General features: G+C 37.5%; 24 protein-coding genes, 1 tRNA gene and 1 other RNA gene. All 26 read right to left on the reverse strand.

Annotated elements, in window-relative coordinates; all coding sequences use genetic code 11:
- Positions 1 to 5: 5 nt before the first annotated feature.
- The 26 genes from ftnA to CVP05_RS01140 all read right to left on the reverse strand — a co-directional run bounded on the left by ftnA (position 6) and on the right by CVP05_RS01140 (position 25,690).
- Entirely contained in the window at positions 6 to 494 is a 489-nt protein-coding gene (gene ftnA, locus CVP05_RS01025) for a non-heme ferritin (RefSeq protein ID WP_100287701.1), read from the reverse strand.
- Positions 495 to 1,270: 776 nt separating this feature from the next.
- The gene (locus CVP05_RS01030) at positions 1,271 to 1,996 is read right to left on the reverse strand and encodes a potassium channel family protein (RefSeq protein WP_100287702.1); all 726 of its coding nucleotides are present in this window, start codon (positions 1,994 to 1,996) and stop codon (positions 1,271 to 1,273) included.
- 88 nt (positions 1,997 to 2,084) lie between these two features.
- Complete coding sequence (gene sbcB, locus CVP05_RS01035) at positions 2,085 to 3,506, reverse strand: exodeoxyribonuclease I (protein ID WP_100287703.1); 1,422 nt, start codon at positions 3,504 to 3,506, stop codon at positions 2,085 to 2,087.
- Between the two features lie 12 nt (positions 3,507 to 3,518).
- Positions 3,519 to 4,388 (reverse strand): hypothetical protein, encoded by an 870-nt coding sequence (locus CVP05_RS01040; protein ID WP_100287704.1) that lies wholly within the window; start codon positions 4,386 to 4,388, stop codon positions 3,519 to 3,521.
- A gap of 66 nt (positions 4,389 to 4,454) precedes the next feature.
- Complete coding sequence (locus tag CVP05_RS01045) at positions 4,455 to 5,135, reverse strand: Fic family protein (protein ID WP_341476348.1); 681 nt, start codon at positions 5,133 to 5,135, stop codon at positions 4,455 to 4,457.
- Between the two features lie 172 nt (positions 5,136 to 5,307).
- Positions 5,308 to 9,831, reverse strand: a complete 4,524-nt coding sequence (mukB, locus tag CVP05_RS01050) for a chromosome partition protein MukB (protein ID WP_100287706.1) — start codon at positions 9,829 to 9,831, stop codon at positions 5,308 to 5,310.
- Positions 9,831 to 10,565 (reverse strand): chromosome partition protein MukE, encoded by a 735-nt coding sequence (gene mukE / locus CVP05_RS01055; protein ID WP_100287707.1) that lies wholly within the window; start codon positions 10,563 to 10,565, stop codon positions 9,831 to 9,833. The genes mukB and mukE overlap by 1 nt, the downstream gene beginning before the upstream one ends.
- Positions 10,566 to 10,608: 43 nt before the next feature.
- A complete protein-coding gene (mukF, locus tag CVP05_RS01060) occupies positions 10,609 to 11,934 on the reverse strand; it encodes a chromosome partition protein MukF (RefSeq protein ID WP_100287708.1) in 1,326 nt (441 codons plus the stop codon).
- Between the two features lie 496 nt (positions 11,935 to 12,430).
- Positions 12,431 to 12,994, reverse strand: a complete 564-nt coding sequence (locus CVP05_RS01065) for a YajG family lipoprotein (RefSeq protein WP_243389184.1) — start codon at positions 12,992 to 12,994, stop codon at positions 12,431 to 12,433.
- 280 nt (positions 12,995 to 13,274) lie between these two features.
- Positions 13,275 to 13,607, reverse strand: coding sequence for a hypothetical protein (locus CVP05_RS01070; protein WP_100287709.1), 333 nt, complete (start codon positions 13,605 to 13,607; stop codon positions 13,275 to 13,277).
- A gap of 169 nt (positions 13,608 to 13,776) precedes the next feature.
- Complete coding sequence (locus CVP05_RS01075; protein ID WP_100287710.1) at positions 13,777 to 14,004, reverse strand: phage tail assembly protein T; 228 nt, start codon at positions 14,002 to 14,004, stop codon at positions 13,777 to 13,779.
- Between the two features lie 44 nt (positions 14,005 to 14,048).
- On the reverse strand, positions 14,049 to 14,462 hold the full coding sequence (locus tag CVP05_RS01080; protein ID WP_100287711.1) for a hypothetical protein: 414 nt from the start codon (positions 14,460 to 14,462) through the stop codon (positions 14,049 to 14,051).
- Between the two features lie 69 nt (positions 14,463 to 14,531).
- The gene (locus CVP05_RS01085; RefSeq protein WP_100287712.1) at positions 14,532 to 15,188 is read right to left on the reverse strand and encodes a hypothetical protein; all 657 of its coding nucleotides are present in this window, start codon (positions 15,186 to 15,188) and stop codon (positions 14,532 to 14,534) included.
- Between the two features lie 43 nt (positions 15,189 to 15,231).
- Positions 15,232 to 15,594, reverse strand: a complete 363-nt coding sequence (gene gpU / locus CVP05_RS01090; RefSeq protein ID WP_100287713.1) for a phage tail terminator protein — start codon at positions 15,592 to 15,594, stop codon at positions 15,232 to 15,234.
- Positions 15,595 to 15,708: 114 nt separating this feature from the next.
- Positions 15,709 to 15,849: a hypothetical protein gene (locus CVP05_RS12555; protein ID WP_165773104.1), complete on the reverse strand. Its 141-nt coding sequence runs from the start codon at positions 15,847 to 15,849 to the stop codon at positions 15,709 to 15,711.
- A gap of 9 nt (positions 15,850 to 15,858) precedes the next feature.
- Positions 15,859 to 16,143: a hypothetical protein gene (locus CVP05_RS12530; protein ID WP_133118691.1), complete on the reverse strand. Its 285-nt coding sequence runs from the start codon at positions 16,141 to 16,143 to the stop codon at positions 15,859 to 15,861.
- A gap of 246 nt (positions 16,144 to 16,389) precedes the next feature.
- The gene (locus tag CVP05_RS01095) at positions 16,390 to 16,857 is read right to left on the reverse strand and encodes a hypothetical protein (RefSeq protein ID WP_100287714.1); all 468 of its coding nucleotides are present in this window, start codon (positions 16,855 to 16,857) and stop codon (positions 16,390 to 16,392) included.
- Positions 16,858 to 18,188: 1,331 nt separating this feature from the next.
- Positions 18,189 to 18,509, reverse strand: coding sequence for a helix-turn-helix domain-containing protein (locus CVP05_RS01100; RefSeq protein ID WP_100287715.1), 321 nt, complete (start codon positions 18,507 to 18,509; stop codon positions 18,189 to 18,191).
- Positions 18,510 to 18,520: 11 nt separating this feature from the next.
- Positions 18,521 to 18,853, reverse strand: a complete 333-nt coding sequence (locus CVP05_RS01105) for a toxin (protein WP_100287716.1) — start codon at positions 18,851 to 18,853, stop codon at positions 18,521 to 18,523.
- A 384-nt stretch (positions 18,854 to 19,237) separates the two neighbouring features.
- Positions 19,238 to 20,488 (reverse strand): integrase arm-type DNA-binding domain-containing protein, encoded by a 1,251-nt coding sequence (locus tag CVP05_RS01110; protein WP_100287717.1) that lies wholly within the window; start codon positions 20,486 to 20,488, stop codon positions 19,238 to 19,240.
- 281 nt (positions 20,489 to 20,769) lie between these two features.
- Positions 20,770 to 21,136, reverse strand: a transfer-messenger RNA (tmRNA) gene (gene ssrA / locus CVP05_RS01115).
- Between the two features lie 47 nt (positions 21,137 to 21,183).
- Positions 21,184 to 21,492 carry a c-type cytochrome gene (locus CVP05_RS01120; protein WP_100287718.1) on the reverse strand — a complete coding sequence of 103 codons (309 nt, stop codon included), beginning with the start codon at positions 21,490 to 21,492 and terminating at the stop codon, positions 21,184 to 21,186.
- 267 nt (positions 21,493 to 21,759) lie between these two features.
- The gene (ttcA, locus tag CVP05_RS01125) at positions 21,760 to 22,704 is read right to left on the reverse strand and encodes a tRNA 2-thiocytidine(32) synthetase TtcA (RefSeq protein ID WP_100287719.1); all 945 of its coding nucleotides are present in this window, start codon (positions 22,702 to 22,704) and stop codon (positions 21,760 to 21,762) included.
- Between the two features lie 133 nt (positions 22,705 to 22,837).
- A tRNA-Val gene (locus CVP05_RS01130) sits at positions 22,838 to 22,914 on the reverse strand.
- 90 nt (positions 22,915 to 23,004) lie between these two features.
- Entirely contained in the window at positions 23,005 to 24,318 is a 1,314-nt protein-coding gene (gene hemA / locus CVP05_RS01135; RefSeq protein ID WP_100287890.1) for a glutamyl-tRNA reductase, read from the reverse strand.
- A 151-nt stretch (positions 24,319 to 24,469) separates the two neighbouring features.
- Positions 24,470 to 25,690: a Bcr/CflA family multidrug efflux MFS transporter gene (locus tag CVP05_RS01140; RefSeq protein ID WP_100287720.1), complete on the reverse strand. Its 1,221-nt coding sequence runs from the start codon at positions 25,688 to 25,690 to the stop codon at positions 24,470 to 24,472.
- Positions 25,691 to 25,692 lie beyond the last annotated feature (2 nt).

Raw genomic sequence — 25,692 nt, forward strand, 5'->3', positions numbered from 1 at the left:
TCCTCTTATTCTAATGTTAATAAATCACGATCGATGAAATATAAAGAACGGCCATCTTCGCCCATTAAATTGAATTTATCGATAATGCTACTAAATAATTTTTCTTCTTCGTGTTGTTCTGCTACGTACCATTGTAAGAAATTAAAGGTAGAGTAGTCTTTATTTTCCCAAGTTACTTCAACCAGTTCGTTAATTTTAGCGGTAACATGTTTTTCATGCTCTAAAGTGATTTCAAATACTTCTTTTAAAGAAGAATAGTCACTTTTAGGCGCATCAATTTTACCCAAAACAGGCATACCACTTGTTTCATTCACATAAGTAAATAATTTTTGCATATGTTCCATTTCTTCATCGGCGTGGCGTAATAAAAATGCTGCGGCGCCTTCATAACCATGATGAGAACACCATGCGCTCATCTGCAAATATACATTCGATGAATAGAACTCTAAATTGATTTGTTCATTGAGTTTTTCAGTAATAGATTGATTTAACATATTTTGCCCTCTGTTTAGCGTACTTATTTTGTACAAGATGTAAGCATTTTAACTGACTTTTTATAAATAGGGAATAGTTAACTAGAAAAATATTTTATATAACTCATTAATTTTTAAAGATATTTTCAATGGGAATCATTTCTATTTAGTTAAGGAAAAAGATTCTCGTTAGAATTATTAAACGATAAACGTCGCTAAGTCTTTTCACATAACAAGATGAATTTTATTTATAGAAATCAAGTATGCGTGGTACGCCATAAATATCAGTATTGATCAATATATTAAATTCAAATTTTCATCGTTATTTCTATTTCAATATATAGATTCAACTTACAGGGTAACAAATATTGGTTTGCCTGATCTTATTAACTATTTTTATTACATATTTAAATACCGGCGGAATAGGCTATGTACAATGTGACATTTATATTTATTATTTAACATAATATACATTGTGCGAAATTGGTTATCGGGTAAGTAAAAACTACGTATTAAGTAAATCACAGACTTATGCACAGATCACTTTTACTGGTTAAACAGCATTCCACAAGGAGATTTCAAACCTTGTCACATAAATAAATTATAATTACTCACGGGTAAATGAACTGTGTAAATAGAATTTCAGCTTATAAATAATATTATTTATAGAAAAATAACCGGTATAAATTTTGATAACGCTACGTGAAATCTGATAGTTTTTCAGAGGAAATATAGGTAAGAATGTATGTAGGGAAATTTAGCGGGCGAATATTTTCACCCGCAATTAATTTTAATCGTTACTTCTGTTTTTGCGTATTTGTTTGATGAAATAATTCTAGTTCAATTTCTCGTTGACAGCGTGAAATCACTCGTGCTTTAGCCTCATCATTTAAACGCTCAAAATCTTTTATATAAAATGGTAACTGAGCCTTATTTTTAAATTGGCGTGTACTGAGAATCTGAGCGATATTCCCCATTAATGCACCCATTGTACCAATACCTAAAATCATTAAAATAACCGCAATAACTTTCCCAATAGGCGTAACCGGCACTAAATCTCCGTATCCAACAGTGCTCACAGTCACAATTGCCCACCATAAAGCATCATAATAGTCATGCATTTTAGGTTCAATATAGGAAATAGGAACACTGATTAAAAAGATAATTACCACTAGCCACAATAATAAAATACCAGTCTGGTTATTGGTGAATACCTTAATAAGAATGGGAAATTTCTGTTTAAAATAAACGTTGAGCTTTAATACAGAAAATAATCGAATTAACCGAATACCTCTAAACCAGCTATCAAAAGGCATTAGGGCTAATAGATCTAAAGGGTGATTTTTAATAAATTGCCATTTCTGCTTTGCAAAGAGTAACCGAATAAAATATTCTACATAAAAAATAGCCAAAATCAGGTTGTCGAAGCTCTCATATTCTTGGCGGTCAAAAAACATCAATATAACGGATGTCACTGCAAGTAAAAGGAAAAAAACTTCATAACAACGCTTCAAAAACTTCATAGTCACCTGCTAAAAATAAATGCTCTTAAAAATTGAGTATCTTATTTTAAGAGATTTTCTCACTTAGGCAACTCTCTAGCAGTAATGTTTAGCGCATCAGTTTTTCACTATATTCATAAAGTTGTTGCAACAACGTTAACTTCTGCGGATTTTCTTGGTTTTCAGCTACTAAACGCTGTAAATCTTCCACAAAAGCCACCGCACTTTGATCTAATTTTTGTCGACGGTATTTCTGCCATTTGATTTGTTCAGCACGCGTTAAGGTTTGCGGGAAATGTCTTGCACGATAATGGAATAAGAGTAATGGAATTCGTTCATCTGCAAATGACAAGCCATGTTCAGCTAGATTTTCAGGGGCTAAATCACGCAAAATTGCCATGTTATTTTTATCTGCCTGACTAAAAAAGCCTGAATATAACTCAGTTTCTACGTTGTCACTTTTTTCAAACTGACGTTCATCGCTAAAAATCGCAGTGACTTTTTCTCGAATATCAAAAGATTGTTTTAATCGCTGCAAATTTTGCAAACAATATTCACGATCGATTCCTAAACGCGCTGCATTTTCAGGTAACAATGTTTTTGCAGGAGCAACAATCGGACATTTATTAATATGAACCAACTTTAAAGGAACGGAGGCAACTCCCCTGCTTTCTAATTCTGATTTTTTGGTATATAAAATTTCCCGTAATTCCACCGCACTTTTAGATAACAGATCATCAATATTACCCGCTAAATCACAGACAATGACGGCATTTTGATTCGTTGGGTGCCATGCCAACGGTGCAATCCAGGTCGTATTACCTCGATAGTTGCCTAACATGCCCGAAACATGCACCAATGGTGTCATATTAGCGGTATCAATCATCGCTTCAATGTGTTTTTTACCTCGATTTTCAAAGAAAAATTGGAACAATTTAGGCTGTTTCTCTTTAATTAATTTTGCCATAGCAATGGTCGCATACACATCGGCCATTGCATCATGGGCATTACTATGCTCTATTCCATTGGCTTTGGTGAGTTTTTCTAAACGGAAAGACGGCATGCCTTCTTCATCAAAAGGCCATTCTATTCCTTCCGGACGTAATGCATAACAAGCACGCACTAAATCCAATAAATCCCAACGGGAATTGCCGTTTTTCCAACTGTACTCATAAGGGTCTATAAAATTACGATAAAATGTATAACGAGTCACTTCATCATCATAACGGATATTATTAAACCCCATTATGCAAGTGCCTGGTTGACTAAATTCGGCTAAAATACGTGTGGCAAATTCTGGTTCGGGAATCCCCTGCTCGTTACATAATTGTGGTGTAATGCCTGTAATAAGCACTGCTTCAGGAGAAGGCAAATAATCGTTAGTTTGCTTGCAATAAAACATGACAGGGTCACTTATGATATTAAAATCCATATCAGTACGGATGCCTGCGAATTGCGCGGGGCGATCCGATGAAGGGCTTACACCGAAGCTCTCATAATCATAAATGAAAAAAGAAAAATCGTTTTTCACGCCCTCTCCTTTCTAAGCAAATAAATTTTCATAAAATAAGAAAAGGATTGCTGTAATACCTAACAATACACCTAACGCATTAATTTTACTGATTTTTTCTTTAAAAAATAAGGCTCCGACAATTGTGCCTAAACAAATTACCCCTATGTCCATACCGGCAAAAACTAAAGTCGGATTTTCATGAAAATGCTGATGGGCTTTGATATAAAATAAAATATTGAAGAAGTTCAAACAACCAAGAATAATTCCCCCGACTAAACTTGGTACGGTCCATTTAGTGCGTTTGAACAGTAAAAACATAAAAATTAAACAGCCCGCCAGCACAAAAGAAATAAATAAGGTTGTCGGAAATGCGCCGCCCATTTTAGCGATCATTTTAAATAAAATGCCCGATAAGCCATACCCTAGCCAAACTAAGCTCAGAAAAATCATTGCTTTTGTCGCATTTTCCATATTGCCAGCAGGTTTAAATAATAAACAGCCTAATGCTAAAAAGGCAAATACAACCCCAACGATACGTAAATGGCTAAGTGTTTCGTTAAACAGAAAGACAGCAGCTAAAATTTGTAATCCAAGAGATAAGCGCTGTGCCGCATCGGAACGCACTATACCCGCATACTCTACGGATTTAGACATAAATACAAACACCGTAGGTAATAAAATACCTAAAGTAAGGAAAATCGGCTGAGCGTCACTTTGCAGAAAATAATCGGTAAAACTTAAGCCTTTAAAATCGGGTTTCAATAGAAAATAGCACCAACTAATCGCCACAATATAGTTAAAGGCAATAGCTTGTTCAATCACAATGCCCTTTTTACGAGCAACTTTAAGTAATACAGCAACGGATACGCTACAAAAAATAGCTAGGATTAAATAGTGCATAGTTTTTCCTCATGGCAAAAAAGTGCGGTTAAATTTCAAAAAGTTTTAAATTTTGTACCGCAGTTGTTAACATTCGTTATTCACATCAATAATACTTAATGTTCTTTCCATCGTTTCTATTGCAGCTTGCGCTACAAAGTTGATAATGGCTTGATAGTTGCCATTATCGGCTAATGCTAAAGCTTGGTAATACTCTGCTCGTTTTTCAGCTTTTAATACACAGACTTGAAAACCAGCTTTCATGAGTTCCAAATTTAAAATTAACCGCCCTGTACGCCCATTTCCATCAATAAAAGGGTGAATTGCCACGAATTTACTATGTAACATAGCAATACGTTCAAGGGGATGTAGCTTCTCTAAATTATCCTCATTCCAGTGAATGAGGCTTTGCATTTGTGGTTCGATTAAATACGGCTGTGGTGGCTGATGCTCGGCTCCTGAAATAACCACCGGCATAGTTCGATATTTTCCAGCTTCCCTTTCATCTTTTGTTTTTTGTAACAGTAAGTAATGAAAATCTTTTATAATTTTTTCATTCAGAGGGGCATTTTCTTTGACTAAATCAATTAAATAAAAAATTGCTTCTTGATGATTGAGTATATCTAGATGGTCTTTAAACGGTTTGCCATTGGCGGTAATCCCATTCTCCAATAACACTTTAGTTTCAAAAATGGTTAACGCGTTTCCTTCTATAGCGTTAGATTGCTGATTATATTTCAGCAATAAATCAGCTTGAATCTGCTGCAAGATATTTGAATGTAATGGTCTATTTTTATTCAAAATATCACGCATTTCATTAAGGCGTTGTAGAATATTCATACTATTCCTTTTATGAGTTCAATATAAAAAGTGCGGTTAAATTTCAAAAAGTTTTAAATTTTGTACCGCACTTTCTAACATAACCTTTTTTCTGAAAACGCTATTCTGCCGCACCAAATCCACGTAAGCCAACCACGTGTACGTGTTCTTGGTTGTGAGCAATTTTACGCACCAGTTTATACGTTGTCCCTTTTTCTGGGCTGATATTCTCAGGGGCGGCGATCAGTAACTGCATATCCAAACGTTCACACAATTCAAATAGTGTAGAAATGGATTTTGCATCTAAACGCGCAGCTTCATCTAAGAACAATAAGCGACACGGCACAATGTCTTTGCCACGAATACGGCGGCTTTCCTCTTCCCAACTTTGTACTACCATTAAGAGAATTGACATCCCCGTACCGATGGCTTCACCCGTTGATAATGCGCCACTTTCCGCACGTAACCAACCGTCCGCCCCACGATAAACTTCCACTTCCAAATCTAAATAATTACGGTAATCCAATAATTCTTCACCGATGGTTTGCGCGGTGCGCTGCCCCATTTCAATGTGTGGATTTAAACGTTGATACAATTTTGCGATAGCTTCGGAGAATGTGATCCGGTTATCGGTGAATAAATCCTGATATTCTTCCTGATTACCTGAAAGTGCATCTAATAACATGGCATGAGTATCTCGAATATTGACCACCAAACGGACGGATTTTACCTGACCGAAAGCGATATTCTGCAATCCTTGATTTAACAAACGAATGCGGTTTTGTTCGCGTTGAATGGTTTTGCGCATAATATTTGCCACGCTTTCTGAACTAATCGCTAATTTTTGTTCTCGACCGGTAAGCTCATCTGTTAAACGGGAAAGCTCAATTTCCATTTGTTCGATAGCATCAATTGGATCATCGGTTTTGATAATATCTTGACGAATACGTTCACGTAGATGTTGATATACCGCGATAAAGAAACGCACTTTATTTTCCGGTTTGCGATTATCTTCAGATAAACGTAAGGCATCACGCAAATATTCATTATCCGCAACGGCATTGCGCAATGCGCCTAAAGCCTTATCCGACATAGAACGTAATTCATCGGCCGAAAGATACGCCAATTCACGACGATTTAAGCGTTTTTCCACATCACTATTGCGAGATAAACGTAACACCACACACCAACTCACTTTGGCCGCCACAACCAATTCACGTTGTGTTTTATAATCCCGTTCCGCTTTGCGAATACGGCGGTTTAAATTCTCACTTTCACTTTCAATTAAGGTGAGCTGTTTTTCAATATAAGCACGACGTTGGCGGTTCGTTGATAATTGCTGATACAGCTCATCTTTACGTAATCTTGCACGCTCTTCTGCGCCATCATCCGCACGAACACCTAATTGGCTGATTTCATCAATCAGTTCTTTTAACATTTGATTTTTGGCATCAAAAGCACTGCGCAAGCCAATCAGCACCTGGTTATATTGCGTAAATTGTTGTTGTTTTTGTTTCAATTGTTCACGTTGCAATTCACGCTGTTGCTGCATTTTTTCTAAACGGGCGCGCAATTGTTCATTTAATTCAGATGTTTCCGATTGTCCCATATCTTCATAGCTGAAATGGGCCTTACGTTGCACTACATCAGCCAACGCAAACAAACGTTGTTGTGCTTGTTTTTGTTGAGCGGAAATTTGAGTTAAATCTGCTTTTAAATGCTCATAATTTTCTGGATCGCTTTGTAAAGTGGGGGCTATCGGTTCTAATTGTGACAACGTCGCGCCATGTTGTTGAATAAAACGCTGATCTTGCTCTGCCAAATCCAATTGTTCACGGCATTCTTCGATACGATCCACTAACGCTTCATCAGCCAATAAAGCTAATTGCGGAATGATTTTATTCAGCAATTGCATTTTTTCTTTACCGCTGTCTAAACGTATACGCAATTGCTGTTCCGTTGAATTAAATTGCGCTAATTCACGTTCAATCTCATTACGCTGTGCATTTAAGCGCTTCATTTCCTCTTCTGGATTCGGTTGGAATGCGAGGGCTAAATGTAAGCCAACAAATTGGCTGAATTGTTGGTGTAAGCGTTGACATTTTTGTACATCAAAAGCACGTTGCGCATACTGCTCTGCCACTTCTTCTCGCTGTGCTTCCAGTTCGGTTAAATATTTCTCGCGGGCGGCACGTCCAAATAATGGTGTTTCAGGGAATTTAGAATAACGTAACTCCCGCTCGGACACTTGCACCACAACGCCCATGCTCAATTCTTGCGCAGATAATACACTATCGTCAAATGCTGCCGGATCGCCCTCAATTAAATATAAATCATCTGGACAATCCTCTAAGTCCGTAAGCTGTTCACGCACTGCATTTAAATCACGCACAACAATAGCATGGCGAGCCGGTCCATAAAGTGCGGAGAAATAAGGTGCATCTTCAATCGGCACATCGTCATAAAGTTCCGATAACAATACACCGCCAAAGCGCTCGGCCAATACATTCAAACGGGCATCTTCTGAACCGTCCGGTTGGCTTAAGCGGGAAATCTGTTCGTCTAATTGCTGACGTTTTTGTGCCAGCTGATCACGTTCAATGGTGAATTCACGCTCTTTCACCAATTGGTTTTGCATAAAATTCATTACATCTTGACTATCTTCAAAATGTTCACCGGCCTGCTCTTCCAAACGTTCTAATGCCGCTTGAGCGGTGAGCCAACTTGGTGCTTTACGTGAATTCTCCTCATAAAGTGCGGTCAGATTTTCCCGTTTTTGTCGCAGGGTGGAACGCTCCTCTACTTGTTCGGATAATTCGGCACTTAAATCTTCAATCAATGATTCCTGCTCAGCATAAAATTCTTCCAATTCCACCGCACTTTCAAGATTGAGATCATGGCGTTGATTAAATTCATTTAACAAACGTATGGCGTTTTGCTGTTGCCCATGACGTTGTTCAAGTTCATGCAATTTTGCCCGCAATTGTGGTGTTTGAGCAGCTTGTAGTTTTTGGCTTGGATATTCACGCAACAATTCTTTTGCGCTTTCCCAAGCAGTTGAACGTGGAATATCTCCTGCGATTTTACAAACGAGCTGATAAGCCTTGTCAAATTGAGATTTTGCCGCCTCAGAAATTGACATTTTCTGCTCAAGTTCTAATACTTTATTGGTGAGAACTTCCGCCTGCGCTTCAAATTCTTCGTGATAAGCCTCTGCATTTTTAACACTTAAATCAGCCAAACCGCATAATTGTTTTGCCTTTTCTAAGGCTTGAATCGCTTGTTGGTACTGCAATGCACGGGTTTGCTGAGCATCTAGGGCTTGCTGATAATCAGCCAGTTGCGCACGCAATTGATCGACTTCCTGCTCACTTTGTTCAAATTGTGCTTGCGCTTCTTCCAATTGTTCATTCGCACTCTCTACGACAACCTGTTGTTCTTCCAGTTTTTCTGTGAGTTCATTCACATCTTCTTGATATGTCGTGATTTTTTCTTGATGACGTAAAGCATTTAATACTAAATTCAGGTGATCGGAAGCACTTTGATGATCCACTTCAAGCGCTCTCTCGCTTTCGCTCAGCTCTTGCGCTTCGCGGCTTAAATCCACGAAACGATGTTGAGACAAATCTAATTCACTTTTAGCAGCATACCATTCTTTACGATATCCCAACGCATTTTCAATATTGCCACGTCGTTCGTTGGCGTTACGCATATAATCTGCTGCCACATAGTTTGTGGATTCGGTAATTAAATGCTTGAATAAATCTCGATCTGATTGAGTAACCTTAATGGCTTCAAGAGTCATACGGTTTTCACGTAACGCACTTTCCATATCCTGAAACGCTTTGCGCACGCCTAAATTTTCCGGTAATAAATAATCCCGTAATGATCGGGTAATGGCACTGGAAATCCCGCCGTACAACGAGGCCTCAATCAATTTATAAAATTTTGAACGATCAGAAGAAGAACGTAAGCGTTTTGGGATAATCCCTAAGTCAAACATCATACTGTGGTAATCGCTGATAGAATGATATTGCTTAAATTGTGCGCCAGCGCCTTCAATTTTGTCTTTCAGCTCATTTAAATTCAATACTCGGGCTTGTCGCTCGCCGACTTTTTCAGTAAATACCTCTGTCGGCTCAACTGAGAGCGCTAATCCTTGAATAGAAAATGCTTTAATGTCTACTTTGCGGTCTCGCCCTGCTACCTGTTGTAGACGTACACCGACTAAAATACGTTGATGGCGGGAATTGATAGTATCTAAAGCAGCATAACACACACCCGGTCGCAATTTACCGTGTAAACCTTTATCTCGTGAACCACTGGTTGCGCCTGCTTCTGTGGTATTGCGGAAATGTAAAAGGGTCAAATCCGGAATCAGGGCAGTAACAAAACCGGCCATAGTGGTCGACTTCCCTGCTCCGTTACCTCCAGACAAGGTCGTCACTAATTCATCTAAATCAAAAGTACGGGCAAAAAAACCATTCCAGTTAATTAAGGTTAGTGAACGGAATTTACCACGTTCTACTTGGTTTTGACCTGTTAGCGGGGTGAATATTTGAGGCGAAGTATCATCGCTATCATGAACCTCATCAATGGAATCAAGGGCTTCAAATTTTTCTTGTTCTAATTCTAAGTCTGACATTATGCTGATTCCTCTACATCATTTTCATCAAATTCTTCATCATTTTCCACCGCACTTTCGGCTAAAGCTTCTTTTTCTAAACGTAATGAATCCGGTGTTGCCGCTTCACCATCACGAATTAAGCGTAATTGCGCCTCACGTGGGTCATCGCCAGCGCGTACTTCAGCCCCGAAACGGAACACGGATTCAGAAATGGTAAATTTCCCGCTGTGTTGATCTCCGACGGTATAAATCATACCTAAACGGCGTAATCGTCCAATGGCGGCGCGGACTTTTTCGGCTAATTTCTGTTTATCTAAATCTGAACCGGAAGAGCGTTGGTTCACTGCTTTCAGCAATTTTTCATTATCAGCTAAATTAAGCAGTTCATCATATACTTCCTGAACACTGAAAATGCCTTGTTGCGCCAAACGCTCAGGGCTGAGATACAAATAGCACAACACTTTACCAACTAGCATTTCCAACTCCGTCAATACAGAACGAGCAATTAAGGTTGTCGCTTTAGGACGCAAATAAAAAAAGCCTTCCGGAGCGCGAATTAATTCCACATTATAACGGCGATAAAATAAATCCAATTCGGTTTGAAAATCGGCTAAAAAAGCATAATTATCAATATGTTCCTGACTAATATGACGACCACTGCGCAATTGGCTGTCCACTGCAGGAAATAACGGATTGGCAATGGCATTCGCCAATTTCGGAGAAATTACTTCGGGTTGATTGTTGTCTGTCATTGTGTATCTCTTTATTAAAAATTCTTAAAATTTATACCGCACTTTATTTATATTCATCAATCACATTCGCTTGCACTTCGGCACCATGATCGTTAATTTCCTGCCATTGTGGATAGAAACCTGAAAAATCTTCGCTTGCCATACCAAGTCGTACAGCCTGATCCACGATAATCCGTGCCACATCAAAATGACGAGATAGCGGGTAGCTTTCCAGCTGTTCTTTCAGCACCAAACTTAAATTAATCGGCTGATTATTTTCTCGATATTTAATTAGCAAGAGTTGCATATGTTCGACGATTTGGTCATGTAAATCTGCTAAGGATTCATACTGTAACTCTTCCGGCAGTTCACCTAATGCATCTTCTTCACGCAATGCCAACTCTTCATCACGTAAGTCCACTAAGCGCTCGGCTTGTGCAGTCCATAAATACCAAGGTGCATCAAAATATTGATGAATAGAATTGCGTAAACGTTGAGAGAAGACACGATTTTTATCCATGTCTATAGCAGTACGAATGAATTTATGTACGTGGCGGTCATAGCCGATCCATAGGTCGATAGCCTGTTGTCCCCAGCTGATGATACGGTCTAACTTGGCTTGTAAATCTGTGATCAATTGATCAATAAAATAAAGTTCTTCATGACCAATCACACAATCTTGGATACGTAATAATTGCGCTTGTAACTTATCACCTGCCGCATTGAGGGTGTCTTGTAATTCACGCAAATTACCAGAGGTTTCGTTTAATAGTTGTTCACAACTGATAATCGCGGCTTGCCAATCTTTAGTTAATAAATCAGCGATTTGTTCTTTAATGCTTTGCTGATTTTCGTCCATGATGCGCTGTGATAAATCAATACTGTCAAAAATCTCTGCAACAGAATATTTCAACGGCGCAAACACATTACGTCGCCAATAATGTTCATCACCACCTTCTTCTGCCGCATTAGAGGCGCGTTGAATTTCATCTGCCACAATAGAAAGTTGCACGGATAAACGCAAGGCTGAAAATTCGCGCTGACGAATATAATAATCCGAAACCCCCACGCCCAGTGGCGTTAAGCGGTAAATCGCTAAACCTTCAGTAAATTCACTACTAAATCGGTTAAGAAATCGCTGTTTCACTAATTCATTGATAGCATTATTCGCACGCTGGGTAATGGTTTCCTCCGCTTGACCAAAGGCATTGGATACCAAGCGGAACATATCAACCAAATCGCTTTCAATCATTTCACCGTCTAAGCGCTCGTTATTATAAATAGCAACGGCAAGCAAAAACGCAAGGCGTTCGGTGGATAAGCTCAAAGAGAACTCCCGTTCTCTTGTCCAGGATACTAGCTCCGGAATTGTCTGCGAAATTTCACTCATTAAAAAATTCTCTAAAACGACCGCACTTTAGGGGAAAAATAAAATTTACTTAAAAATATTACGCATTATACAGTTTTTTTGCCATAACTACAGCAAGAAAAATAGACAAAAATGAAACAAGCTATTGTTAAAATAGCCTATAAAATGAGGAATAAGAAATACGCATAATGCGAATACATATAATAGAATTATTAAACAATAAAAAATTCTAAATAATAAATGCTTTCGCCATATTTGTTTTAATATGAGAAAAGTTATAGTCAGTCCAACCCAAATTAATATCTGTTGGATAAATATTAAAGGTATCATAAGGATCGGTAAATTCATCATAAAAGGAATAGCTTAAACTCCCTTTAGGTAATAGATATTACCTTGCTTGACTGCACCTCCGACAAATTCCCCTGAAACCACTTTTATAAAAAATCCCACTGTGGAAAGTGGGATTTGTGAAACTAAGTAATTTCCTCTGCTGTTATCAAGCAGGGTTTAAATCCAATTACTTAAACTTACTTGTATTTAATTTCAAATCATTAATTAATTTCTGAATATTCGCTTTCACCGCTCGATTTCTTGCTTCTGTTGCTCTAATCGCTCCCATAAAGGCATAATCAAGTGGCACTGAACCATCACTTTCAATTTCCGTAACATATTGACTTATGCCCTTTTTCCTATCAATAAAATCATAACGAACTAATAATTTTGTATCAAAAGTAAACCCCATTCCGGGAGTTTCAAAACGTAATATTTTTGCAGATAAACTCAATTTATTTGAAGCATCATCACTAAAAATTGCTGTTCTAGCAAAAGAATCTTCTAACGAATCTTTAAAGGTTGTTTTGAATGATTGTTCATAATCATTTCCCATAAAACCAACTTGTAATTCTCCCTTTTGTTCTTCTTTTGTTGCAATAGATACGCTAATTGTTTTTAGTTCTGAGTTGATTTTTTGAGCTGGTGTCACTGGAGCAAGATCAGTCGGTGTAAAATTTAATGCCGCAGGGGCAGAACACCCAACTAATAAAGCACTAGCCAATCCAACTAACAACAATTTTTTCATCATTAAATCTCCCTAAGTTAAAAGTGCGGTAGATTCTACAGCACTTTTATAAGGATTTCTGAGACTGAGATCGCAATATCAAAACGTCACTCAAATATTTTTCACTGCAGTTTTATCTTTTGAGCTTGAGAAATACCAAATGCTGTGCATTTTCTGCAGCTTCACGAATAGCCATAAATCCATCAATCTGTGCTTTTGTTGCCATATTTACCTCCCTTAAATTATGAATAAAAAAGCCCATTAAGAATAAATCTTAATAGGCTTTCATAAAGATTATTAGCAACTAATTAATATCTCTCATAATCCCAGACCAAACCGGCTCATCTGTTCGCATTTTTCCTGTTCGTTTATTGATTTCATAAGTAAATAATCTTGGCGAAGTTTGCGGATCGCCCCCGCACGTTTCATTGTGCTTTTCTCTAACTTCAACTTCATAATAGTCGACTTTATCATCAGAGATAAACAATAAACATTCCTGATGTAATGAAGTTAATTTATGCTTTTCAATGGATTGAGTGACTTTTTCTATAGCGACATTTTCATTTTTTATTAATGTGGTTTCAGAAAAACAAGCTGAAAGCAAGAGAACAAAAAATACCATAGACAATTTTTTCATCGTTCCTCCAAAGATTCTGAGCATTATAATCAAAATGGCTAAAGTAATCCCAATCTCAGCATACATTTCCCAAGATCATTTAAAAAAGAGCGGTACCTTTATTTTCCATAATATGCCCCTTATTCAATAAGAAAAAAGTAGCAAATTTAACCGCACTTTTCAAGCCAATTTACCTATTCGCCAAATATTCCGCCGAACCGTCATCAATATTTTCCGCTTGTTTTTCTTGCGGAAAGAACGGCATAAAATCGTTCAATGTTGACCGCTCTTTTTTGGGATCGCTGTTTATCATCGCCAATAAATGCGAAATCTGAGCAGTTCGGTAATCTTCACGCCACAGCCCGAACGGTTGTTCTTGGTAAAATAATTCATATTCAACCAAATGGCTCTCGGACATTTGTTCGATTTCCGAGAGTGTTTTACCCAACGCAAGAGACAGGGTTATTTGGAACTTGCGTCGGGCGTTGAGTTTTTTGGGGATTGTTCCGCAATGGCTTTGTTAAGCTGTTCAAATACAGACTTATCTAGCTGTGAAAGTGCGGTCAAATCTTCCGGATTATTCACATCAAATAGATTATTCCCCTCTTTATCACATAAACGCATAGCCAATGTGCGTGCTAAACGGTGCGGATCGTGGATTTTAGCAAGCTGTTTGGTCAGCGTTTCTTCATTGTCAAAATCTAACTCAATGCCTTGTTGTTCTGCTAATTTGATCATTTCTTGTTGCTGGCCGAATAGCAGGTTATTCATTTCACCCACCGTAAATTTACGCAAATGATAGGTTTCATTATCAATGGTAATTTGGGTAAGTTTTGGTTTTTTAGCCAGTAAAGTTTCACGCGTACCGATTGTCATAATATTTCCCTTTTATTAAATTTAAAAAGCCCACAAATGAAAGTGGGCTATCAAGATGCAATCCAATGTTTACTCATTTACAGCTAATAGATAATCTCGTTTAGCTTTTTTGATGGTTACACCTGATTCAAATTTCCCTTTTACTTCACCACTAAAGTTTGGGCTAGTTTGAATAAATCCGGTGCCATATAAAGAACCTTGATTGTTTTTTAATACTAACATGTACGGAAAAGTGTCTTTCGCAAAGAATTTTTTACGCAAATCTTGTTGCATTGTGGTGGCTGGTGCGTAAAAGAATGTGAGTTTAATTGAACCTAATTCAATTGCGCCCGGCTCGGTTTCTGTCCCTTCACTGCACATGGTCGTAATATCTTCTTCGGTTAAGGTATCACCATCTCCCTCAATATTTTTAATCGCACAGAAATTAGATGACCACGTTACCACCGAAACAGTAGCCTTGGTGAAATCAGTTGGTTTATCCTGTGTTGACCAATCTACTTCATCGGCAAGAGTGAGCTTATCCGTTGCAACTGCTTTTACCGGATAATATCCATCAAGAGAACCCAAACCGGTAATTTTGATAAAATCCCCTGTTTTAGCGCCATGACCACTTACTGTGATGGTGGCATTAGGCGTGACTGTACAATCAGAAATCGCTTTTTCAGCCCCTAAACCTGTGCCAATATAAAATTTCGTGCCCTGAAAAGGCGTAGTTTGTGTTGCCATAATTTATTCCTCATTATGTTGATAAGTAATTTCATACCGCAAATTAGCGATATACCATACGCTGTTGAGTATCTTTCTCATACTCATACTGTACTAATTCGTGACTTGCCAAATGTTTAAGCTCTACATTTTCAAGAAGATGAATAATTTGTTCAGCAATATCATCCAATTTCCCCTCGCCCTCAAAGCTTTTGTGATAAATCACAACACTCAGTGTTGCAGCCCATTCATCATCACAGAGCGTGTTTTTCTGGCGAGTAGCTTTATCAATAAGAACGACTATTGCTATAGGCTGATTTTCCAAGTCAATAGAAACTGGTCGTCCAGCATAAAAAGCGGCATCAAGATTGATATCTGCTTCCAAAAGTGCGGTTAATTCTTCGCGAATTTTTTTATGAATTAACATGATTTACCTCAGAGATTGATTAAGTTTGAATAACGTTTTTAGCCATTTTGAGTTCCTGTTTTTTTAAGTAATAAAAAACCCGCTAAAAAGCGGGTTCGTGTTAGTAAATTTTAATTACCAAAAATCTTTGATAAAAATGGTATTAGCATCGCACATAATTCCATCTTCACCTTTGTTATCAATTGTCAAAATTCCAAAAGGATAATAATTGGTCATTTTTTCATATTCAGGCAAGCTAAACTCAACAAAATACATTGAATCTCCTTACCTAAAATCAAAATAATACCCCGTAACGTGCGGATAACCTTTATCATCAAAAATTCTTTGTGAGCCTCTAAAAGTCCTATCTTTTACATCATGCATGACCTTAATACGAGGGTGAGATAAATCCTGTCCTACCCTAAGTACAAATTGATTTTCCTCTTGAGTTATTTTGATATATTCCGCATTCTCTAGCCTACAAGAAAAATAGACATTTTGAGGGGGATAAATTTGTGCATTGACACATAAAGGCAATAGGCTTAATAAAGAAAATAGTTGTTTTTTCATGATTTAAAAACGATTGAAACAGTAATCAAAAAGTTTAGGATTCTCATTCAACTCCTCTAAAGGAATACTATTACATAGGATATCATCTGATATTTCAGGATCAATTTCAACAATTTCTGTCAATAGTGAGTGTGTGTTATTCTATTGTATTTCCCTGTTACGGGATAGCTCCTTTATTTCACTAATAAAAAGCCTCAAATCTTTATGCTCAGGGCTAAGATACTTGAAAGAAAGCCTCACATCGGATTAACAAACAGGTACATCAATCGGTCTTGCCCATTTCCACGGAAAATATTGAGATTTCAAATCAACCTGAATACGATGAAAAGCACGAGGGCAGTTTCTTAAATCAATATAAAAATTAATGATCTTCTCATCATCTAATACTTGATTTTTTGAAGGAACAATCAACTGACGTTCAGATAAAGAGAGTGGATTTTCAAGTTTCATCTTTCCATTGCCTAATATATCAACTCCACTAAATTTAGAATAAATTTCTAGGCTTGAGCGAATATTCTCAACCTGATAAGCATAATCGATACGTTGAGGAATAAGCTTAACAATCAGAATATTCCTATCATAAGCAGAGGATTTTACTTGAAAATGAACAAAAGGCATTCTTGATTGGGCAATATTATGAAACCAAACCCAAAAGCCACCGAACAAACCTAAAACAGCACAAATAGCGGTAACCACCGCTGAAATCTCGGACATAGTCATCTCCTTGTCGTGAAAATAATGAAGCACCACTATTTATATTATACTGATTACATATTTAAGCCGCCATATCTTATACCTTGCCTTATTTACCACTAAAGATAAGCTCTTACATCGTTCAGCTCATCAAGAGGTTTAGCATTTAGCATTCTCTCTCTGTGTTTTAGTGGTTTAACTGTTTTTGCCATATGAAAAAACCTCTCAAGCCTTTTAGATACTGGTGTTTTTCGTGTTTTTGTACCACGCAAATTTAGTACCATCTTCTTTATGGTACAAAAGATGGTACAAAAAAGCTAGGATTTCATCGGACTGTATAGGTACGGATAGGACAAGAAAAAAGCCTTAAACCGTTATGGCTCAAGGCTTTATTGTATCTCTTTGGACTGTATTGGGCTGGGGTCATCTGAATTACCCCTCTTCAAGCCTTGTTATTACTAGGTTCTCGTAAGTGGAATTAGTCAACGTATCACTAAACGTATCACTAAAATTCAAAGTCACCCCATTAAAGGCTAAAAATTAGCCTTTAATTTTGCTCTGTGGTTCATGGTGGATTATGCCAATAAATAGCCGCCATAGTCCATCATAGCAAAGACTACTTTTTATTCCTTTTGGTTATGAATTTTAAAAGCACACAAAGAATAAAAATAAAAATCTAAAAAATTTCATTTCACTTTTTCACTTTTTTAGCACTTAACACTATGATTTTACTAAAAATAGTGATGATTTTTTATTTCACTTCTTTTCACTCAAACTTGCTCAAAAATGCCCTGTAATATATTGATTTAAAAGGAATAGTGAAAAAGTGAAATGAATTTTCATTCTTTCACTATTTTTTCACTTTTTGGCGGTTTTGGCTCTGTGATAGGTGATTTTTAGCTTATTATTTAATCATTTTATTATATATCAACGGTTATAAGGGCTTTAACGGCTCAATGATGATGACGGCTTAGAATGTGAAAATCTGCCGTTTGCCGTGAGTGCGTGACCCCGTGTAAAGGGTGTGCCGGTGGGAGTACCTTTTAATTTAGCGGCAAAAACTAAGCTTCTAACACTTGAATAAATCCACCATCATTCTTCATCTGTGAGTAATAAAAAGTGTTGCTGCTCATTTTGGGGCGATTTTGATTAGCAAAACTCGTGATGTACACAGTCAAGAAAACCCCTCCCCTCCTGCTAGATTGGTTAAGGGCTTTCAGTTTCCTTTTATTTGAGGTGTTTAAGTGTTGGTGGTGGATTTGTGCGGTTTTAGGCTCAATACGTAGCCGTTTGCTATAGAACACGGTTTAACTGTAGTCATATGGTAACGTTAAACAAGCTCAAATTTGAGCCTACGATAACGCTACTTGCTGAAATAGTTCGGGTTCTCGTTGTGCCAAACGGATCAAAAATGCTGCCTGCGGATTTGGTTTGCTTTTGCCTTGTTCCCAACCTTGATAAGTTTTTAGGCTTGCTCTTAGCTGTAAAGCAAAAACGGCTTGAGATAGATTTAGCTGTTCTCTTATTGCCTTGATCTCTTGTTGCGTGATAGTTTCTTTTTGTGGGCGTGTAAGGGTATAACTTGGTAAAGTGATTTTACCCTCTATGTGTGCTTTCATCGCCTCTAGCCCTTCCATTAAATCATCAAATAATGCGGTGTTTTTACTTGCCATTACATAACCCCTTATAGTGTTTTAATTGTCTCAATAAGACTTAATAACGCCTTGCGCTGCTCTGTGGTTAAATCGGTTTGTTTATGTTTTCCATAAGCAGTAATGAGAAAGATTTGATCACGGTTTACAACGTAATAATAGATAACCCTTGCCCCACCACGCTTACCTTTATTTCTATTATTATCGCTTATCCTTACCTTTCTCAATCCGCCTAATCCTTGAATTAAATCGCCTTTTTCTGGATTTTCTAATAATTCATTTTGAAATAGTCTATACGCTTCATCATCTAGAAATTCTGTTCTATATCGTTGAAAAGGCGGCAATTCAATAAAAGTTAGCTTCATGATTTATCCTATAGTTGAGTATAGTTATTGTATCCTCATATTGAGGATAGTTCAACTTATTTTATAGAGACTTTTTAAGTGACAACTCCACCATTACTTAATCGCCTTTTTCATTTCTTGTTTCTTTTTTTTTGTTTGTTTTTTATTCTATTTCTGTACAAAAGTTAAGTTTTTGAGTTAAGAAGTTAAGAACGAGTTAAGAAATTTTTTTGATACTGATTTCAATAAACCCTTATTCCATAAGGCCTCAAGAGCTATAAAAGTTAAGAAGTTAAGAAGTTAAGATTTTTTTAGAAAAAAAGTTTGCCAATAAAAATAAATAAAAAAAGAGAAAGTAATTTAGGCTTTCTCTCTAAGTAAAAACTGATAAAAACTGGCCGTTTATTAGGCAACTACTTTTAAATGATATTGGGGAATTGCGCCTTGCGAACATTCATCTACAAAATCCGCCCACGCCTGTAGTATTTGAAAACGCTGTTTGAGATAGTCCGCCCGGTTGTATGCCATTCTGATTCGGTCCTGGTTGATATGTGATAGAGCCACCTCGATGAGTTCAGGGTTATAGCCTTGTTCATTTAGATAGGTGCTAGCAATGCTTCGCAACCCGTGAGCAACTAACTTACCTTTATATCCCATTCGCTTAATGGCTGAATTGGCGGTTTGGGTGTTGGTGTGTGTCTGCGGATTTTTGACACTCGGGAATAGATATTCTTTTCCGCCACTCAGTTTCTTGATTTCTCGTAATAATGCTAGAGCTTGCCAGGATAGTGTAATTTTATGCTCTCGTCCCTTATCGCTCTCTTTAATACCTTTGTTTATGTAGATAGTCCATATCCTAGAGCGCTCGTCTATATCCTCATAACGTGCCATAGCCGCTTCATTTGGGCGTGTCATTGTGAGAAGTTGCCATAAAATCAAATAACGTGTCTGTAAGTGAATTTGAGCGTTATTCAGGGTGTAAAGAAACTCGCCTAAATCTTCGGGTTTGAGCGTCTTAAAGTGTTCTACTTTCGGGCTATCAAATTCTTTAGAAAGATTGGCAGTCGGGTTATAGGGTATCATTTCCCTATGTAGCGCAAAGGTCATTATCTCATTGAGCTTTTGAATAGCGCGTTTTAATGCCTCTAGTGTTCCCCTTTCCTGTAACGGCTTAAAGGCTTTCAATGCAATAGGGGCGGTTATTTGTGTGATAGGTAATGCACCAAAAGCGGGCAGTAAATGCCGCTTAATCAGATTCTCAACGTCTCGTTGATAATTGGCTGAAAAGTTAGCCCTGGTCTTTCTATGCTCTAGCCACTGCCACGCAACCACTTCAAAGGTTGTTTCTAATTCTCGCTGTCTTGTCTCTTCTTCGGCTTGGCGGTGTAAATCGGGATCAACCTTTTGAGCAAGTAAAGCTCTGTATTCTTCCCTTGTTTCTCTTGCCTGTTTTAAGCTGATAGCAGGATATGCCCCAATAACAAGATTATTTCTTTTTTTGGTGAACGGTCTGTAATAGTTGAATATCCACGTTTTACCGCCATTTGGCTTCACTCTTAAGAATAAGCCTTGCCCATCGGATAAATTGTATTCCTTTTCTCTTGGTCTCGCTTTCTCTATTTCGGTGTTGGTTAAACTCTTTACTACCCTAGCCATCTCTTACCCTGTTGTGTTACTAAAATATTGGCTGTGTTACTAAAAAAAATCGTGTTACTAAAAACAGCCTCAAGCCTTGAAAATAAAGGGGTTAGGCTGTGTGTGATTTCTGTTTTAGTAACACGGCTTTATTGTGTGTTGTGTGCTATGTTACTAAACGTGTTACTAAAAAGCTAGGATTTCATCGGACTGTATAGGTACGGATAGGACAAGAAAAAAGCCTTAAACCGTTATGGCTCAAGGCTTTATCGTATCTCTTTGGACTGTATTGGTTGTTGATTTGGTGGAGCTGGGGGGAGTTGAACCCCCGTCCGAAATTCCTCTACCTTCAGTACTACACGTTTAGTCTAGTCTTTAAGTTCATTTACCCACTGCGGACAGACACGCGATAGATAAACTAGCTTGATTCAATTTAACGTTTCGATCCTCAAGCGGAGGCATCCACGCGATCTCGTTTGGGTTTGACTCCTCGAACTCCCCGTCTTACGAGCGGAAGCTGGGGCGAGAAGGCTATGAGCAGGTTATTAAGCTGCTAAAGCGTATTGTTCGTCGTTTGCGACTATTTTTTTGCGGTTTATTTACGAGGCCTACCGCACCTCGACGTGCACCTTGGGCTTCGCTAATCCCGTCGAATCCAAGATCAGCCCCAAAATTGAAAGTATTCTAACAAAAATTGAGAAAAAATCAAAATTAACTTATTTTAACGTTTGAATAAATGCGGCCACATCACGCATATCTTGTTCGCTTAAACGCGCTTTCACGCCATTTCCACCGCCAATTACTTTCCCTGCTTTGCGATCTTTTAGCGCAGTAACGATTTCTGTTTCTTTTAAGTTACGTATAATACGAGACTCATTAAATGCTGAATTTTCGGCAGACTTTCCATGACACATTGCACATTGGCGGAAAATTTTCTCACCGTTTTGTAGATTACTATTCGCCATAACAAGTGCGGGTGAACTTAATAATAAAGCTGAGAGTGATAAAGTAGAAAAAAAATTCATAATATTCCCTGTAAGTAAATAGAAACCTTTTTAGTTTATCATGAATAGAATGCTGTGTAGGATTTTATTTGATTTTTGAATAAAATTTGGCAAAAATTTGCGCCATGTCACAAATTTGAAAAATAAAATTACTTTTTTTAAGGTTTTATTTGCATATCTTCACTTAATCACTTATTCTGCCTCCATAAAGAACAAGTGCTATTTAAATAGCCAAACATATTTTGCTTTCCGAGTAGTGCCTCATGAATGAGGCACTTTTTTTATATGTTAGTTGACTTCTTTAAAACTAATCATTTCACCATCAGTAAATTCCGCTTCATCATTATCATGAGCAAGTAATGGGATAGCGGGTAAATCTTCTTTATCAAATGCAATATCCCCTTCTATATCAGATAATAATTCCCCTTGTTGAAGATGCTTAAAATTAAATAACTTCGGGTCACATAAATGAGATGGTGTCACATTTTGAATGGCGCTAAACATTGTTTCAATTCGCCCCGGATATTGTCGATCCCATGTTTGCAACATTTCTTTCACGACTTGACGTTGTAAATTCGGCTGGGAGCCACACAAATTGCAAGGAATAATTGGAAATTCTTTTGCAATAGAATATTTTTCAATATCTTTTTCTTTACAGTAAGCAAGAGGCCGAATCACGATTTGTTTTCCATCATCAGAAAGTAATTTTGGTGGCATCGCTTTTAATTTCCCACCATAGAACATATTTAAAAATAAGGTTTCCAACATGTCATCACGATGATGACCTAATGCAATTTTAGTTGCACCTAATTCGGTTGCTGTGCGATATAAAATTCCACGACGTAGGCGTGAACAAAGAGAACAGGTCGTTTTGCCTTCAGGAATTTTTTCTTTGACGATACCATAGGTGTTTTCTTCTACAATTTTGTATTCAATCCCCAATTTAGAGAGGTAATCAGGTAGAATATGCTCGGGAAAACCAGGCTGTTTTTGATCCAGATTAACCGCTACGATGTCAAAATGAATTGGTGCATTTAGGCGTAAATTCAATAAAATATCTAATAATGTATAACTGTCTTTCCCGCCAGAAAGACACACCATAACCTTGTCTCCATCTTCAATCATATTAAAGTCAGCAATGGCGTTCCCTACATTGCGACGTAAGCGTTTTTGTAGCTTATTAAAATTATATTTTTGTTTTTTTTCTTGTTGAGTTAAAGTTGCTTCTGTCATTTTATTTACGTATGTTAATCAAAATTCAATAGTATATAGTAGCGTTTTGCAATACTGTTGCCAATGGAATTAATCTAATAATTACTCAATTTGACGAGGGTTAGTTTATAAATAAAAGGCTAGGTAGTTGGAATGGTGCGACTAGCTGGACTCGAACCAGTGACCCCCACCATGTCAAGGTGGTGCTCTAACCAACTGAGCTATAGTCGCACATTTGAAGTGCGCTAATAATATAGCGTTTTTTTTGATAAAACAAGATTTTTTTATTATTTTGCAAATAGTTGCCAAAAAAATAAGCAACTACTCTATTGGCTCTTTGGGTTCAATGCCTAATACTGCAGAAAAAGTTTGCAATCCTTGTGCATTGCCTTTTTTTACCATCGTTTGCATAGCTTGAGTTGGGGCATGTAGAAGCTTATTCGTTAGTTTATAGCTTAGCTCTTGCAAAATAACTTCTGCATTTTGTCCTTGTTGTAAAGATTGAAGTGCTTTGTCTAACAGGGCTTGGCGTGTTTGCTCTGCATTATCGCGATAATTGCGAATGAGTCCTGAAAACTGATGTACTTTTAACCAACCAAAAAATGTTTGGCATTCCTCTTGAATAATATATTCTGCTTTGGCTGAGGCTTCTTTGCGCAGCTCAAGATTACGCTGAATGATATGTTGTAAATCATCAACACTATAATGATAGACTGAGGCTAACTCTCCTACACTTGAGTCCACATCGCGTGGTACTGCAATATCAACGATCAGCATGGGCTGATTACGGCGTTGTTTTTGTGCGATTTTAACCATATCTTTAGTAATCAGAACATGATCACTACCAGTGGAACTAATCACGATATCTGCTTGATTTAATCTAATTTGAAGGGCATTGAGTGAAAGTACCTGAATATGCGGATTGGATAACTTTTCAACTAACGCTTCTGCTCTGGCTAAAGTGCGGTTAGCTATCATCAAGTTTTTTGCGCCATGTTGTAACAAGTGGCGGCTGACTAATTCAATCGTCTCTCCTGCTCCCACTAATAAGATATGTAACTTTCCAAATGAATCAAATATTTGTCGAGCAAGGCTACATGCGGCATATGCTACAGATACTGCACTCCCACCAATTTCGGTTTCTGTTCGTACACGTTTGGCGGTGGAAAAGGTTTTTTGAAATAAACGTGATAATTCACTAGACATAGCCATCTGATTTTCTTGATAAAACAGTTCGCTATCTTGATACGCTTGTTTCACTTGCCCAAGAATTTGTGGTTCGCCTAATATGAGCGAATCTAAACCGCAAGCCACGCGCATTAAATGCTGTACCGCCTCTTGATTTTCGTATAAATAAGCATGTTTTTTTAATTGCTCAAATTCAATTTGGTGAATTAAAGCGAACCAATATAAACAATGTTGTACCCAAATTTCACTTTCTTGTGGGGGGATTCTTTTGTTATGTAAATAAATTTCAGTTCGATTACAGGTCGATAAAATAACAGCATTATCCGCCAGCCCGTTATTTTGTAATTGCTGTAATGCGAGCTGTCGCTTTTCTGGGGAAAAAGCAACTTTCTCACGTAGCGTAACAGTAGCTGTTTTGTGATTAATACCGAGTGTTAGAATTGTCATAAAATTAATGATATTAGCCACACTTGGTCAAAGCATGGTTAAAAAATCTCAAATCCCACAATGATGAATACAAAATTTTAATGGGGGATATTGTAATCAATCCCTCACTTTTGGGCAAATTAAACAAAATATTTTTTGATTTAACACGAGTTTAGTACCTATTTTTGGTAGTAAGACGTTTTTGTGCTTTAGGTGATGATAAGAAATGATAACTTATTGCACCAATAAAAATGCACAAGAACATACTAAATAACATTGGTATCTGGCTAGTTACCGGCACAAGTGAGAGTAAAAAACCACAAATCGCGCCCGTGCCAAAACGGAATGTTCCTGCGAGAGAATTAGCGGTTCCGGCATATTGTGGAAACCTATCTAGAATACATGCCATCGCGTTAGAACCTATGATTGACATCATAGAAACATAAGCGGCAATACCTAATGCCATTGGCCAAAAACCTAAATGTAGGATAGCAACCAATAATAACCAAACTCCGGCTAAAAACTGCACGGTTAATCCAAAGCGCAGCATCGTTTCTGCTCCGACTTTCATGACTATTTTGCCATTGATGGAGGTAAAGATAATCATACCGGTCATATTTAATAGGAAAAAATAGCCGAAATTTTCTTTAGCAATACCATAAATATCAATATACACAATCGAACCAGATGTAAGGAACGCAAATAAACCAGCAAACGAAAAGGCACCACATAATACATATCCAATAACCGCTTTTACTCGGACTAAAGAGACAAAATTTTGTGCAACGCGACGCAAGGTAAAAGGCTGGCGCTTTTCAACGGCTAATGTTTCAGGAATTTTCCAAAAAACCAACAGACAGGATAAAAAACCAACAAAGGCTAATACATAAAAAATAGAATGCCAATGAAAAATTGAAGTCAAATACCCACCGATTAAGGGGGCAAGTAGCGGTGCAATCATTGAAATTAACATGATCATTGACATCATTTTTGAAAAATGATTTTTTGAAAATAAATCGCGTAATAACGCGCCTAAAATGACTGCAGGTGCAGCAGCAAAAAAGCCTTGTACAAATCGAACAAATAAGAAATGATTAATTTCAGCGACTTGCGTTAACAAGGTGGCGCTAGTTGCTGAAATAAAGGTGCCTATTAATATAGCGGGCTTTCGTCCAAAACTATCTGCGACAGGTCCCCATACGAGTTGTCCAATAGCAAATCCCATTGTAAATAAAGCGAGGGTTTTCTGAACCTTTTCTGCGTTGACCTCTAAGTCCTGAGCAATATCTAGAAAGGCTGGCAAATACATATCAATAGCCATTGGTGGCAACATGGCAAGAATTCCCAGAACCAAAATAAAAATAAATGATACATTTCTTTGTGTTTCTTGCATAA

This window comes from Conservatibacter flavescens (genome assembly GCF_002795425.1).
GTDB lineage: Bacteria > Pseudomonadota > Gammaproteobacteria > Enterobacterales > Pasteurellaceae > Conservatibacter > Conservatibacter flavescens.

Bases quoted from the DNA above. Each gene is read 5' to 3' on its own strand.
- CVP05_RS01140 (WP_100287720.1), bottom strand. From the start codon at position 25,690: ATGCAAGAAACACAAAGAAATGTATCATTTATTTTTATTTTGGTTCTG.
- CVP05_RS01085 (WP_100287712.1), bottom strand. From the start codon at position 15,188: ATGGCAACACAAACTACGCCTTTTCAGGGCACGAAATTTTATATTGGC.
- CVP05_RS12530 (WP_133118691.1), bottom strand. From the start codon at position 16,143: ATGAAAAAACAACTATTTTCTTTATTAAGCCTATTGCCTTTATGTGTC.
- mukE (WP_100287707.1), bottom strand. From the start codon at position 10,565: ATGACAGACAACAATCAACCCGAAGTAATTTCTCCGAAATTGGCGAAT.
- hemA (WP_100287890.1), bottom strand. From the start codon at position 24,318: ATGACAATTCTAACACTCGGTATTAATCACAAAACAGCTACTGTTACG.
- mukF (WP_100287708.1), bottom strand. From the start codon at position 11,934: ATGAGTGAAATTTCGCAGACAATTCCGGAGCTAGTATCCTGGACAAGA.
- CVP05_RS01040 (WP_100287704.1), bottom strand. From the start codon at position 4,388: ATGCACTATTTAATCCTAGCTATTTTTTGTAGCGTATCCGTTGCTGTA.
- CVP05_RS01070 (WP_100287709.1), bottom strand. From the start codon at position 13,607: ATGAAAAAATTGTCTATGGTATTTTTTGTTCTCTTGCTTTCAGCTTGT.
- CVP05_RS12555 (WP_165773104.1), bottom strand. From the start codon at position 15,849: ATGTATTTTGTTGAGTTTAGCTTGCCTGAATATGAAAAAATGACCAAT.
- CVP05_RS01120 (WP_100287718.1), bottom strand. From the start codon at position 21,492: ATGAATTTTTTTTCTACTTTATCACTCTCAGCTTTATTATTAAGTTCA.
- ftnA (WP_100287701.1), bottom strand. From the start codon at position 494: ATGTTAAATCAATCTATTACTGAAAAACTCAATGAACAAATCAATTTA.
- CVP05_RS01030 (WP_100287702.1), bottom strand. From the start codon at position 1,996: ATGAAGTTTTTGAAGCGTTGTTATGAAGTTTTTTTCCTTTTACTTGCA.
- CVP05_RS01080 (WP_100287711.1), bottom strand. From the start codon at position 14,462: ATGACAATCGGTACGCGTGAAACTTTACTGGCTAAAAAACCAAAACTT.
- CVP05_RS01110 (WP_100287717.1), bottom strand. From the start codon at position 20,488: ATGGCTAGGGTAGTAAAGAGTTTAACCAACACCGAAATAGAGAAAGCG.
- CVP05_RS01100 (WP_100287715.1), bottom strand. From the start codon at position 18,509: ATGGCAAGTAAAAACACCGCATTATTTGATGATTTAATGGAAGGGCTA.
- ttcA (WP_100287719.1), bottom strand. From the start codon at position 22,704: ATGACAGAAGCAACTTTAACTCAACAAGAAAAAAAACAAAAATATAAT.
- CVP05_RS01105 (WP_100287716.1), bottom strand. From the start codon at position 18,853: ATGAAGCTAACTTTTATTGAATTGCCGCCTTTTCAACGATATAGAACA.
- mukB (WP_100287706.1), bottom strand. From the start codon at position 9,831: ATGTCAGACTTAGAATTAGAACAAGAAAAATTTGAAGCCCTTGATTCC.
- CVP05_RS01095 (WP_100287714.1), bottom strand. From the start codon at position 16,857: ATGTCCGAGATTTCAGCGGTGGTTACCGCTATTTGTGCTGTTTTAGGT.
- CVP05_RS01075 (WP_100287710.1), bottom strand. From the start codon at position 14,004: ATGTCCGAGAGCCATTTGGTTGAATATGAATTATTTTACCAAGAACAA.
- gpU (WP_100287713.1), bottom strand. From the start codon at position 15,594: ATGTTAATTCATAAAAAAATTCGCGAAGAATTAACCGCACTTTTGGAA.
- CVP05_RS01065 (WP_243389184.1), bottom strand. From the start codon at position 12,994: ATGATGAAAAAATTGTTGTTAGTTGGATTGGCTAGTGCTTTATTAGTT.